Below are 13,486 nucleotides of genomic sequence, written 5' to 3'. Positions count from 1 at the left end.
ATCTCCGTTTTCACCTGACCCACTATGATCACACTCCCTTTATTTATTTTCAGACCTTGCTGCCCAAATCATACCATTACGCATTAAACTAATCACTTCTGGCATCCTGACAATCTCAGCTACATGACCTAAAGAACAATAATAAACATTTCCCTTTCCCCACTTTTTAGACCATACAACAGGCATCTGAACCGGACCATTTGCTGAGTGAGGACCATCTGTAAGCGGAAAATCGGTTGAGGCATGTACTGTTACAACAGGGTCAACGTGAAGATAATATTGCTCACTTACCACTTCAAAATCTTCTAAGCCCTTTGTTAATGGGTGTTTAGAATCATGTATACGTACTGTATACTTCACCCCATCATTACCAGGGTGTGAAACCCACTGCCCTCCTACCATAAATTGATAGTCGGTTTCCTGACGAAATGAATCTCCCATCCCTCCATGTAATCCAGCTAGTCCTGTTCCATCTTCCACAGCTTTAATTAATGGCTTTAATTGTTCTTGTTTTATTGTATCCTGTGTCCAGTTTGGGACAATTAAATCAAATTGGTGCAGGTCTGTATTCTCTAAAGTTTCTAATGTGTCCGTAACCGTTACCTCAAAAGATTCTTCTTCCAATATTCCTCTTAAAATCTCAGCAACTTCAGCTTGGCTCGTGTCCTTGCCATCCCCCTTGAAAAATCAATGCTTTTTTCATAAAAACCACCTCTCTATAATTCTCACTTCTATTATATGATAGCGTTTACACTATTTATTCTATCCTACGTCAAACTCTTACATTTAGCAATTATCTTAAAAAAGACTGTTCACAAATTTGCGAACAGTCTTTTTATACTCTATTTAGACCGTAATTGATCAAGCTCTTGTTCTAGTCTCGCAATATATTGATCATAAATCTCAATAAATGCTTCGGCTTTGTATTCTCGTTGGTCTCGTTTCATCACATTAATTTTTTCTTTCAACTCATTTAAGCTTGGTGTATGTTCTGATGCCATAGTATCCCTTCTCCCTATATTGGTTTATGTTATGTAGTTACCTTTTTTGTTTAAATGTAAACCTAATCTTATTCATTACGGTACGTGAAATTTTTAATTTAGACATAAAGAGGCCCGGCTGCAATGTATGGCCGGGCAGATTTGAATTCTTCTTTTTAATCAGTGCGTTGAAGAATGTGATTATAGTGTTTCTCTCTTCAATAAAAAACCGAATCTACTACTAATTATACGTTTATCTCAAATGAGACCAATACGCTAAATTGATCATTCTGCTTCTAAAAGTGGGTTATTCTTTCCCGCAGTTGTTAAAGATGACTTATATTCTTCTGCATGAGTACAGAAAGCAATATGTTAAGCCATGTAATTAGGATCCAGTTTCTTCTCCCAAACAATGAAAGCCCTGCCTCTCTTTCATCCTTGCGGCTCCGAAGACCGCGCCAAGCTGAATGTAGACGCCTAACGTTGTGGAAGATTTCAAACCGTTACTCTTTATCATACATCATTAATACAAAATAATCAAGGTTCATTTTATGTATCCTTCTGCCTTCAAGAATATGTACCCGTATAAGCAGATTGTTAAACAAAAAAAAGCTGAGTCTGCACTCAGCGATAGTAATCATTTATTTGTTCTAAAATGCTCGGAGACTCATGATCCTCTTGTTGGTCATTTTCTTTACTCACATATCTCATCTGTGCTGCCTCCTTATCTGATAAAAGATTTAGTACTGATGTTTAAAGATAGTATAATACTCTGTACTATAATAGTCAACAACTATTTATTGTGTTACATAACAAAACAGATTGATGAAAAATAGGCTGTATGGTATTTGAACAAAGTAAAATCACGGGTGATCTGCAGGCTTATCGCTCCAAGGATGGGGGGCACGTCTCGCAGGGAGGGCGCCGCCTAATTTGGCTTTGCCAAATCCTTTCAACCTTGCCCTTTAGTCCCGCTGGAGTCGGCCTTGGTACATATTTCTTGGTCTTTGTACCACGAAGACAGCTATATTTCGGCACTTCCAACTAGCGGAGCGGCTGATTAAGATCCCACTTCACGCTGATTTTTATCATAAAAGCAAAAATAAAAACGATCCCACTATCAGGATCGTTTTTATTTTTGCTTTTCGATTTGTCATTAACCATCATACTTTCGATTCAGGTCTAGCCAGATTTGTATGTGTATAAATGGCTTCTGCTACTCCATTTAAATCATTTGTGCTTGTCTCATACCGACAGATTTGTTTGACTTCATATGCTGCATTACCCATTGCTACTGGATAGCCAACCAATTTCATCATCGATAAATCATTTAAATTATCACCTAGTCCCATTACATCATCTAGTGGAACTCCTGTATTTTTGGCATACTCTTGGACTGCTAACCCTTTTTGTGCATCAATTGAATTAATCTCCAAGTTGCCTCTTGCTGATGCTGTAACTGCTAGATCCGATTGTTTTCCCAATAATTCTTCAACTTGATCAAGAATGACAAGGTTTGTTGAAAATGCGAGTAATTTTAATACAGGATCTTCTTCATTGTCGAGTAATGACTCGTATTGATCGACAAACGTAATCGAACCATTTGAAATTCGATAATCAGCGAGCCTTTTCATCTCTTTTTGTGTACTTACTGCACCTGTCGTCTGCATTAATTTCACGATAACATCTAATGCGTGTTCCTTGCTGTCACTATATGAACCTGACCCTAAATACAACTCAAAATAAATATGATGATCCCGTAATAGCTGCATAGCCTTTTTTGTGGCTTGCAAATCGATTGGCTTAATGGCTTGCACATTGCCCTCGACATCCCAAGTTTCCGCCCCATTTATGCTTATAATTGGGCACTTTAAGCCTGCTTCATTTAACGGAACTAGAGCTTCTTGTTTGCTTCTCCCAGTAGCAACAATAACCTCTATACCATTATTCTGCGCGTCCTTGATCGCTTGAATATTTTCATATGATACCTTTTGATATTCGTTTAAAAGTGTTCCATCCATATCTGTTGCAATTAATCGAATCATGATTTTCCTCCTTGTTCTCTCTCCCTCTATCTTATCGTTCTTACAACATTTGTTCAAATAATGAATGTTTCTCAGTGTCGAAAATCAACTTTTTCTAGCGACTTATGACAGTCTTCGTAGAATCCCTTTCACAGTTGGGAAAATTGGGTATACTTATTTTGAGATGAAAAATGAATGTTAGTTCAATATTATTATGTAATGATTGAGGTGAGTATATTGAAATATAATGAAATTGAAAAGAAACGAATGCAAATGTTTCTTTTAGCACAAAAATACGGGATGACATCAGAACGTACAATTCGCTGTAGTCAAGAGCTTGATGAGCTTTTAAATGACATTCAGCACAATGTATCTTCTTCAGTGATCTCAACAATACGATAAAAGTATTTGCATTCAGGTCACCTATTTGGTATGGTGAACGTAATATAATAAATCTTTACTTCAATCGTTGAAGTGAGGGTAGAGGTGCAAAAACCATCAGTAAACTTGTAGAGGAGAATGGGCTCTGTTGAAACAGGATGAAAGGGGATTTTGCCGAAGCATACGACTACTCATGGTCAAGTGCTGGGTCTGCATTTAAGAGGTGCAGGACTGTCATATAGTCAGAGACTATATGGGGGGCTATCGAAACATTGGTATGGGTTTACGTATCACCATGCAGCAATGAGTCCCTGTCATTGTTGTTTTTTTGTGATCTTTTAGATTCTGCCCACTTATATAGTCAATAAAAAACAGAATCGAGGGTGATTATGATGAATTTTGGAAAAGTAATAACAGCTATGATTACACCGTTTAATGAGTTTGCACAAGTAGACGTAGAGGCGACCGAGCGTTTGATCGAACATCTAATTGAGAACGGATCTGATGCGATAGTTGTTGGTGGAACTACAGGCGAATCTCCAACGTTAACAACAGATGAAAAACTGCTTGTGTTCAAGACGGCTGTAGCAGCTGTAAATGGACGGATACCAGTCATTGCGGGTACCGGTTCAAACAATACTCAAGCATCGATTGAACTTACAGCTAAAGCAGCTAACATAGGTGTCGACGCTGTGATGCTAGTTGCCCCATATTATAATAGACCTAGTCAAGAAGGGCTTTATCAGCATTTTAAAGCTATTGCTGATTCAACCAACTTACCGATAATGCTATATAATGTTCCAGGACGCTCAGCGGTTACCATTGAAGTAGAAACAACGTTACGTTTAGCAGAACTACCTAATATCGTCTCTATGAAGGAAGCAAGTGAAGATTTAGATGCGATGGCGTTATTGATTGATCAAGCTCCTGCTGATTCACCGTGTACAGTGGCGATGACAGTCTAACGCTTCCGGTGCTTGCTATTGGTGGAGCAGGTGTTGTATCTGTGGCCTCTCACATTTTTGGAAACGAAATGCAACAGATGGCCCTTTCTTTTGAGAAAGGAAACGTTCAAGCGGCAGCCAGAATGCATCGTCAACTTCTGCCAGGCATGAAAGCATTGTTTGCTGCACCGAACCCTGTGCCGGTAAAAGCCGCACTTGAAATGTATCATATCCGTGCTGGTTCCGTTCGACTACCTCTCCTACCTCTAACAACAGAGCAGGAACAAACTTTACGTACAACTCTTGAACCAATCTGGAGTGCGACGTTTGTCAGTTAAGTCATTCACTCAAACAGCCACTACTTCTATATGAAGCAGTGGCTGTTTTTTATGCCATTTTCTTTGTTCGTTTCACTGATTTTATAATGCTTCTCTCAACATAACCAGTTCCAAATAAAACACCTAACACAATAAAAACAAATCCACACCATTGATACCATCTTATCATTTCATTAAGGAGCAAGGCAGAACTGAGAACTCCAAAAAATGGGACAAAATTGAGGAACAACGCACTTTTACTAGGTCCAATTCGACTAATAGAAAGATTAAAAAGAAATTGACCTGCTGCTGTAGATGCAATCGCCGAAAAAAGAAAAATACTATAAATAGTCAAATTTCCTGACATCATCGTACGTATACCTTGTGGCTCAATATATAAGCTAAACAGAAAGAGCAGCATCGCACCAAAAAGCAGTGAAATCGTTGTTACTTGTAATGCCTGCATAGTCTCAGAGGCTTTTCTAATAAATAAAAAACTTAAAGCCTGGACTAAAACAGCAATCAAAAGGAAGATTGAGCCTTTCCCTATTTGAGTAATACCTCCTTGTACAAAAAGGACTCCGATAAAAGCTAGTCCCATTCCGACTATTTTCCAAGTAGTGAACCTTTCTTTTAAGAAAAGAACACTATATAACGCTGTCGCTACAGGTACTAAACCAAGCAACAGAACAGCTGTAGACGCATTAATGGTTGTTAAACCTATCGCTAAAAAAAGATGGTGAGCAAATACACCTAACACTCCTCCTAGACTTACATATATCCATTCAGACTTTGACATCTTTTTACCTTGTTTCCACAAAAGTAATCCGAACGTTAATACTAAACCAGCTGTAAAAATACGAAAAGCTGTCATCGTTACTGGTGCAAAAGAGCTTACTAATACTTTTAAAGATACAATATTTACTCCCCAAAGAAGCGTAGCAACCATGACGATTAGATAATGCACAGTTGTTCCTTGTTGATTTTTCACGATCTTGTCCGCCTCACTTAAAAAAACGAGCCGCTTTTTAGTTAAAGCGATACTCGTTTCGTAATTCTAACAATGCCTCTTGACTCTTTTTAGCCCACTCTGAACCATCTTGTTCAAGCTGCTCAAATTGCTCACTCCATGTTGCTCGGAGTGAATCCTGATAAGTTGGACATTCACCTTCAAATGGACGTAACGTGGATAATGGTACCCATGTTTTTTCGAATTCAGCTAATGCCTTTCGCTCATGAAACAACGGTACATCTGTTTTTTTCGGATTATGTAGATCACCTTGAGTTGGATGCTTTAATACAGCACGAATTTTCACAAGGGCCTTTCGATTTGCTTCATCTGTTTCTACTCGTTCACATACATATTTGCCTGTTTTATAATGAGCTTGTTCTAAACCCAACATGTATTCCTCCCTTGAGACATTTGTTGTTGATAGATACAACTACAAACCTGGTATTAACCACGTAAATAGATTCCAAAGCGCATTTGTTAGTGGCACTAAGTTAGTTTCGGTAAATTCGCTTAAACCAGATGTATCCGAAAATGTATCAATGATCACTAATATAAATGTTCCAAGTAAAATAATGATTGTAACAGATAAAATAATAGCTAGAAGCAAAACATAACCTAACACGAGGCGAATAAGCCATTTTAACCATAATGGTTTTTGTCGTTTAAGTTGTTTGTCTTCATTTGTTGCCTTTACTTCCATATAAAATCCCTCCATAAGTGTCTCTTCTTATCGTACCAAATGGATAGGAAAAAAACAGAGTTTTTTTTGACTAATCCTTGAACAGAAAAAAACAGATCCTTACTCTTTGTCAACTTGACAGAAGAAGCAAAGACCTGTTCTCCGTTTTCGGTTTATGCCTTCCATAAAGGAGGAACATCTTTGCCCCAATAAATTGTCGCTAAGGGGTAATGATGTTCATAATTATCAGAGGCAATATGGTAATGAAAATTAAACCAATGACCTTGTTTAGGTGGTTGATCTCTTCGAACATGGAAACGGATGATATCTTCACCTGTTTTTTGAGAAAAAACATGAAGTATTTTTTCACCACGACCTGAAGAAGGATGATTTGTCACCTGAAGCTGTTGCTGTTCTTCGACTGAAAGGTTATTTACACTTTGCGTAATCGCTTCCTCTAAAGAATCTAATACGGTCCCCTCAAAAATAGGGCTAATTCGATCTTCAATAGACGACCCGAACTTAAGATAGCTTTGCTCTTTTGCCCGTTGTACAAATTGTTTAGCTAGTAACCGCGCATTTTCTTCATCACGGTGGATGTATTGCTGCACCTGTGAAGGAAGAACCGCATGAAATAACTCATAATCCTGTTCACTAATTTTATAGACAATTGATTTGACATCCTGTGGTTCATTATTACTCTTCTCGGATGAGAAAGGAGAAAGTGCATGAGAAGATTCTTCATAATCCGAGAGTCCTAGAGTCATTAATGCAGACGTCACAAGAAAAAATTGCTTAAACCAACCCAGCACACAATCTCCCCCTTCCTATAAATGGTTTCGCTTGTCTACATTGTTGTTATGGAAGGTTGGAAGCACCCATTAAGTAACGATCGCATTCCCTTGCAGCTTCTCTTCCTTCATGTATTGCCCAAACAACTAAACTTTGTCCACGTCTGTTGTCTCCTGCTGCAAATACACCTTTTTTACTTGTTTCATAACGACCATATTCAGCATCTATGTTAGATCTTTTTGTTGTTTTAAGTTTCATAGATTGAATGATCTCTTCTTCTGGTCCAGTAAAACCAACAGCTAGCAAGATTAAATCTGCTTTCCATTCTTTTTCTGTTCCTTCGATTGGATGACGTGTCTTCACACCATTTTCATCGATTGTTGTGTTAACAGAGATAGTGTGTAATGTATTCACATGACCATTTTCATCACCTGTGAACTTTGTTGTATTAACTTGATACGCACGTGGATCCTCACCATAGACTGCTTTTGCTTCTTTGTGTGCATCTTCACTCTGGTGAATAATCGGGAACATTGGCCATTGATTATCATCTGTTCGCAATTCAGACTTCATTTTATTTATATCAAACTGTGTAATGGATTTTGCGCCATGGCGTACAGAAGTTGTAATACAATCTGCCCCTGTATCTCCACCACCTATAACAATAACATGTTTGTCTTTTGCAGAAATATAGTTTCCATCTTCAAGATTAGAGTCTAATAAACTTTTTGTATTACTAGTTAAAAAGTCCATTGCAAACTCAATACCTTTTAGATTACGTCCCTCTAAACCTACATTTCTCGGTTTAGTTGCTCCAGTACATAGTATGGTTGCATCATATTGTTTTTCCATTTCTTTTGTTGTAATATCTTTGCCAATTTCAACATTGGTCTTAAACTCAATGCCCTCTTTTCGCAAAATATCAATACGACGTTCTACGATATGGTTAGCAAGTTTTACATCTGGGATGCCATACGTAAGCAATCCACCAATACGATCTTCACGTTCAAACACCGTCACTAAGTGACCTGCTTTGTTTAATTGAGCTGCAGCTGCAAGTCCAGCAGGACCTGATCCAACTACTGCTACACGTTTACCTGTTCGTTTTGCAGGTGGTTCAGGGATAATCCATCCCTCTTGAAACCCTTTTTCAATAATGCTGTATTCAATATTTTTTATTGTTACAGCATCATCGCTAATTGCCACAGTACAGGAACCCTCACAAGGAGCAGGACAAACTCTACCAGTGAATTCCGGAAAATTGTTTGTTTTGTGAAGGCGATCTAATGCTTCTCTCCACTTCCCACGGTAAACCAAATCGTTCCATTCTGGTATCAAATTGTATACCGGACAGCCAATCTCGCCAGAACCAACCATTGACGTTCCTGCCTGACAAAAAGGAATACCACAATCCATACATCTAGATGCCTGTTCACGAAGAACCGGATCAGGTGTTAAGATCGTAAACTCTTTCCAGTTTTTAGTCCGTTGAAAAGGATCTTTTTTTGTAGGATTCTCTCTCTTGTACTCTATGAAACCAGTTGGCTTCCCCATCGCTCTCAACTCCAAATCCCATTAAGTATCACATTTTATTTAACAAAACGGGACGCATTAAGCGTCCCATTGCTTATTTTCCACCTACTCTGGACTTATCGCTTTTGTTCTCTTCAAATGCAACCATAATCGCTTCGTTTTCCGGAACTCCATCTTGCTTGACTCGGTCAATAGCTGCAAGCATACGTTTATAATCCTTAGGTATCACTTTTACAAACAGTGATAAATATTCTTCCCAATGATCAAGGATACGTTTTGCCTGAGTACTACCAGTTAAACGAAGATGTTCTTCCAGTAGCTGTTTTAATTCATTTTGATCAGCAGATTCAATGACTTCTTCTAGTAGAACCATTTCTTGATTACAACGGTTGTGGAATAAACCCTTCTCATCAAATACATACGCAACTCCACCAGACATACCAGCAGCAAAGTTACGACCAAATGTACCGATATTAACAACAATTCCACCGGTCATATATTCAAGTCCGTGGTCTCCTACTCCTTCAACGACTACCTTTGCACCTGAATTTCTCACGGCAAAACGTTCTCCAGCAATACCACGAATGTATGCTTCACCTGAGGTTGCACCATAAAAAGAAGTGTTCCCTATTATAATGCTATTTTCTGCAACATACGTGCTTTCTTTAGGAGGGAAAATTGCCAGTTTACCACCAGATAGTCCTTTTCCAGTGTAATCATTGGCATCTCCTTCTAGTGAAATGCTCACACCAACCGGCAAAAACGCACCCATACTTTGTCCTGCTGAACCCTTAAGGTCAATCTGAATCGTATCTTCAGGTAGTCCTTTTTTGCCGTACTTCTCTGTGATTTTGCTACCGATAATCGTTCCTACTACACGATCAACGTTTTTCACATTTGCGGAAATATGAACCTGTTTTCCATCATTAATAGCAGGTAGACTTGGTTCAAGTAATTCACGCATGTCTAAAGATAGCTCTAGCTGATGATCTTGCTCTTTTGTTTTATAGTTTTTCTTATGATTTGCAGGATCTGGTTGATACAGAAGAGTAGATAGATCAAGCTGTTGAACTTTTTTGTTCTCAATGCCATCACGTACCTTCAGTAAATCAGCACGTCCAATCAAATCATCAAGCTTCGTTATGCCAAGATCGGCCATGATTTCACGCATTTCTTCTGCAATAAATCGCATAAATGTTTCAACGTGTTCAGGCTGACCCATGTATTTTTTTCGTAATTCAGGGTTTTGGGTAGCAATTCCAACAGGGCAGGTATCTAGATGACAAACACGCATAACAATACAGCCCAAGACAACTAATGGTGCCGTTGAAAATGCATATTCTTCTGCTCCTAAAAGCGCTGCAACCACAACATCTTTCCCTGTCATGAGTTTTCCATCAGTTTCAATGGTTACACGATCTCGTAAATTATTTAAAACCAATGTCTGATGAGTTTCTGCAAGACCCATCTCCCATGGTAAACCTGTATGCTTTAAGCTTGTTCTAGCTGCTGCACCAGTACCGCCATCATAACCACTGATAATAATACCATCAGCTCGACCTTTAGCTACACCAGCTGCAATTGTTCCAACACCGGTTCCTGCAACTAATTTCACACTAACTTTTGCTTTAGGATTAGCATTCTTCAGGTCATGAATTAATTCAGCTAAATCCTCAATGGAATAGATATCATGATGTGGCGGTGGTGAGATTAAGCCTACACCAGGTGTTGAACCACGTACTTCTGCTACCCATGGATAGACTTTGTTCCCCGGAAGTTGACCACCCTCACCAGGTTTCGCCCCTTGCGCAACTTTAATTTGAATTTCATCAGCATTCACAAGGTAATGGCTAGTTACACCAAATCTACCAGAAGCAACTTGTTTGATAGAACTTCTACGTAAGTCACCATTTTCATCTGGTGTAAAACGATCCGGATCTTCTCCACCTTCACCCGTATTACTTTTGCCGCCTAAACGGTTCATCGCAATGGCGAGTGTTTCATGTGCCTCAGCTGAAATCGAACCAAATGACATCGCTCCTGTACGGAATCGTTTAACAATGTCTTCAACTGGTTCAACCGCATGCACCGGAATTGGTTGATCAGATTTTTTAAATGTGAATAAGCCACGCAATGTCGTTTGCTGTTCCGTCTGCTCATTAATAGAAGACGAGTACGTTTTAAAAAGGTCGTATTTATTATTTCGACAGGCATTTTGTAGCATATGAATAGAATGAGGATTATATTGATGTGGTTCCCCATTTCTTCTCCACTGCAGATCGTCACCTGGCTCAAGTGTTTCATCATTACCTTCAGCAGTTGAATATGCTCGGTTATGTCGAACCACCACTTCTTCAGCAATCAAATCAAGTGTAACTCCACCAATTCTAGAAGTCGTCCAAGTAAAATACTTATCAATCACTTCATTTGATATTCCAACGGCTTCAAAGATTTGTGCTCCACGATAACTTTGAATTGTAGAAATCCCCATTTTTGAAAGGACCTTCATAACCGCTTTTGAACCTGTTTTAATGTAACGGTTTACTGCTTCTATATAAGAAACTGATTCCATTAGTCCATCTTGAATCATCTCATCAATGGAATCAAACACTAAATAAGGATTAATCGCTTCTGCCCCATAACCAAGTAAAACAGCGTGATGATGAACTTCACGTGGTTCACCTGACTCAAGTAAGATGCTAACATCCGTACGAGTGCCTTTACGAATTAACTCATGATGCAAACCAGCTACAGCTAAAAGAGCTGGAATAGCAGCTTGTGTTTCGTTCATATCTCTATCACTTAAGATTAATAATGTATGTCCTGCTTGGATGGCTTCATCTGCTCGATCAAACAAATTCTGCATCGCCGCTTCCAATTCACCAGGCTTATTCGTTGCTTCAAAAAGGATAGGAAGAACCGTTGCTTTAAATCCATCTAATTTATTATCACGCAATTTCGCCAATTCTTCATTATTAATAATCGGCATAGGAAGATGAATATGACGTGCACTTGAAGCAGTAGGTTCAATTAAGTTACCCTCTGCACCAATAGTTGTTCCAATTGCCGTTACAATCTCTTCACGAATCGCATCGATTGGTGGATTTGTTACTTGGGCAAACAGCTGCTTAAAATAGCTGTATAAAAGTTGCGGCTTTTTTGAAAGTACAGCTAAAGGTGAGTCATATCCCATCGAACTGACTGGATCAACCGCATCCCTTGCCATTGGCAGAATAACCTTTGATAACTCTTCATAGGTATAACCAAATGCTTGCTGTCTAGCTTTAGCCTTGTCAAAATCAGTTTGTTGAACCTCAGAAGATTCAAGCATATCCTCTAATTGAATATATTGCTCACTAATCCAGTCTTCGTAAGGATGTTCATTTATTATTTGTTCTTTAATTTCTTCATCAGGAATAATTCTACCTAATTCTATATCAACTAATAGTAATTGTCCTGGGTGCAAACGTTCTTTGTATAGAACATTCTCGGGTTTTATATCCACTACACCAACTTCAGAAGATAGAATAATATAATCATCCTTTGTTACATAATAACGAGATGGGCGCAAGCCGTTTCGGTCAAGGCACGCTCCGATTTGGCGACCATCTGTGAAGACGATTGAAGTTGGTCCATCCCAAGGTTCCATTAACGTACTATGGAATTGGTAAAATGCTTTTTTCTTAGCACTCATTTCTGAATTATTTTGCCATGGTTCAGGTATCATCATCATCGCAGAGTGAGCAAGCGTTCGACCCGATAACGACAAAAATTCTAATGCATTATCAAACATGGATGAATCGCTGCCCTCTTTATCAATGATTGGCTTCAATTGATCAAACGAATCACCATATAAAGACGAAGCAAATTTAGCTTCACGTGCATGCATCCAATTCACATTTCCACGCACAGTATTTATTTCTCCGTTATGAATCATGTATCTATTAGGATGCGCACGTTCCCAAGCTAGGAAATGTATTTGTACTAAAACGAGAATGCACAAGTGCAATCGCCGATTCAAACAATGAATTCTCTATATCAAGGTAAAACTGACCAACTTGTTCAGTTGTTAGCATTCCTTTATAGACTATTGTTCTACTTGAGAGACTTGCGAAATAAAAAGACTCATCCTCCAAAACTAATGAGGTCAATTCATTTTCAGCGCGTCTTCTGAGTATATAAAGCTTACGCTCAAACTCAAGTTCCGTTTTTACAGAGTCAGGTTTTTTTATGAAAACCTGTTGAATTTCAGGCATTGAAAGTCTTGCAGCATTACCAAGCATCTTATAATTAGTAGGAACTTTTCTCCAAGCCAAGTACTTCAAGAGATTCTTCTTCAGCTAGTTGATTGACGCGGGTAATACACGTACCTCTCTTCTTTTTATCTTGAGGCAAGAATAACATCCCTACGCCATAATCACCCTCACTCGGAAGCTGCATGTCCATCGAATCACTGATACTAGCAAAAAAACGATGTGGAATTTGAAGTAAAATACCTGCTCCATCGCCAGTATTCACTTCATCACCTTGCCCTCCACGGTGTTCAAGATTACGTAACACATGAAGTGCATCTTCAATGATCTGATGAGACTTCTTTCCTTTCATGTGCGCCAAAAAGCCAGTTCCACAATTATCATGTTCAAATTGCGGGTCATATAGCCCTTGTTTCTTCGGATATCCTGCATTCCGCATAGGCACCCACCTCTCTCCAAAAAGTTATGTCATCAACTCTCCCCACTAAACTTCGAGTTAATATACATGTATCCTATCATTTTTCTGACATTTCGGCAAACTTACATTAGTATGATGATTCTCACCATCCGT

General features: G+C 38.8%; 9 protein-coding genes, 2 pseudogenes and 1 riboswitch. Of the genes and pseudogenes, 2 read left to right on the top strand and 9 right to left on the bottom strand.

Translation table 11 applies throughout. The annotated features are described in order from the left end of the window. Positions 1–39: 39 nt before the first annotated feature. The 3 genes from NDM98_RS01990 to NDM98_RS01980 all read right to left on the bottom strand — a co-directional run bounded on the left by NDM98_RS01990 (position 40) and on the right by NDM98_RS01980 (position 3,025). On the bottom strand, positions 40–624 hold the full coding sequence (locus tag NDM98_RS01990; RefSeq protein WP_251604054.1) for a ThuA domain-containing protein: 585 nt from the start codon (positions 622–624) through the stop codon (positions 40–42). A gap of 218 nt (positions 625–842) precedes the next feature. After that, positions 843–1,001, bottom strand: a complete 159-nt coding sequence (locus tag NDM98_RS01985; RefSeq protein ID WP_251604051.1) for a hypothetical protein — start codon at positions 999–1,001, stop codon at positions 843–845. A 1,142-nt stretch (positions 1,002–2,143) separates the two neighbouring features. After that, positions 2,144–3,025, bottom strand: coding sequence for an HAD family hydrolase (locus NDM98_RS01980; RefSeq protein WP_251604048.1), 882 nt, complete (start codon positions 3,023–3,025; stop codon positions 2,144–2,146). Positions 3,026–3,223: 198 nt separating this feature from the next. On the opposite strand from NDM98_RS01980, the gene NDM98_RS01975 reads away from it, so the two are divergent. Both NDM98_RS01975 and dapA read left to right on the top strand, forming a co-directional pair. Further along, positions 3,224–3,406 (top strand): aspartyl-phosphate phosphatase Spo0E family protein, encoded by a 183-nt coding sequence (locus NDM98_RS01975; RefSeq protein WP_251608877.1) that lies wholly within the window; start codon positions 3,224–3,226, stop codon positions 3,404–3,406. A gap of 71 nt (positions 3,407–3,477) precedes the next feature. Then, a riboswitch (Lysine riboswitch) is annotated at positions 3,478–3,657 on the top strand. Between the two features lie 117 nt (positions 3,658–3,774). After that, positions 3,775–4,667: pseudogene (gene dapA / locus NDM98_RS01970) on the top strand (4-hydroxy-tetrahydrodipicolinate synthase). Positions 4,668–4,716: 49 nt separating this feature from the next. Here dapA and NDM98_RS01965 read toward each other — a convergent pair. The 6 genes and pseudogenes from NDM98_RS01965 to gltB form a co-directional block, all read right to left on the bottom strand. Then, a complete protein-coding gene (locus tag NDM98_RS01965) occupies positions 4,717–5,637 on the bottom strand; it encodes a DMT family transporter (RefSeq protein WP_251604045.1) in 921 nt (306 codons plus the stop codon). A 37-nt stretch (positions 5,638–5,674) separates the two neighbouring features. Further along, entirely contained in the window at positions 5,675–6,049 is a 375-nt protein-coding gene (kapB, locus tag NDM98_RS01960; protein ID WP_251604043.1) for a kinase-associated lipoprotein KapB, read from the bottom strand. 39 nt (positions 6,050–6,088) lie between these two features. Continuing rightward, positions 6,089–6,358 carry a hypothetical protein gene (locus NDM98_RS01955; protein WP_251604040.1) on the bottom strand — a complete coding sequence of 90 codons (270 nt, stop codon included), beginning with the start codon at positions 6,356–6,358 and terminating at the stop codon, positions 6,089–6,091. A 152-nt stretch (positions 6,359–6,510) separates the two neighbouring features. Continuing rightward, entirely contained in the window at positions 6,511–7,149 is a 639-nt protein-coding gene (locus NDM98_RS01950) for a YpjP family protein (protein ID WP_251604037.1), read from the bottom strand. A gap of 46 nt (positions 7,150–7,195) precedes the next feature. Beyond that, positions 7,196–8,683 (bottom strand): glutamate synthase subunit beta, encoded by a 1,488-nt coding sequence (locus NDM98_RS01945; RefSeq protein ID WP_251604034.1) that lies wholly within the window; start codon positions 8,681–8,683, stop codon positions 7,196–7,198. A gap of 73 nt (positions 8,684–8,756) precedes the next feature. Beyond that, a pseudogene (gene gltB, locus NDM98_RS01940) lies at positions 8,757–13,354 on the bottom strand (glutamate synthase large subunit). Positions 13,355–13,486 lie beyond the last annotated feature (132 nt).

Source organism: Alkalicoccobacillus plakortidis (assembly GCF_023703085.1).
GTDB lineage: Bacteria > Bacillota > Bacilli > Bacillales > Bacillaceae_D > Alkalicoccobacillus > Alkalicoccobacillus plakortidis.
The sequence above is the reverse complement of the archived record's forward strand: the minus strand, read 5'-3'. Positions and strand labels throughout refer to the sequence as shown.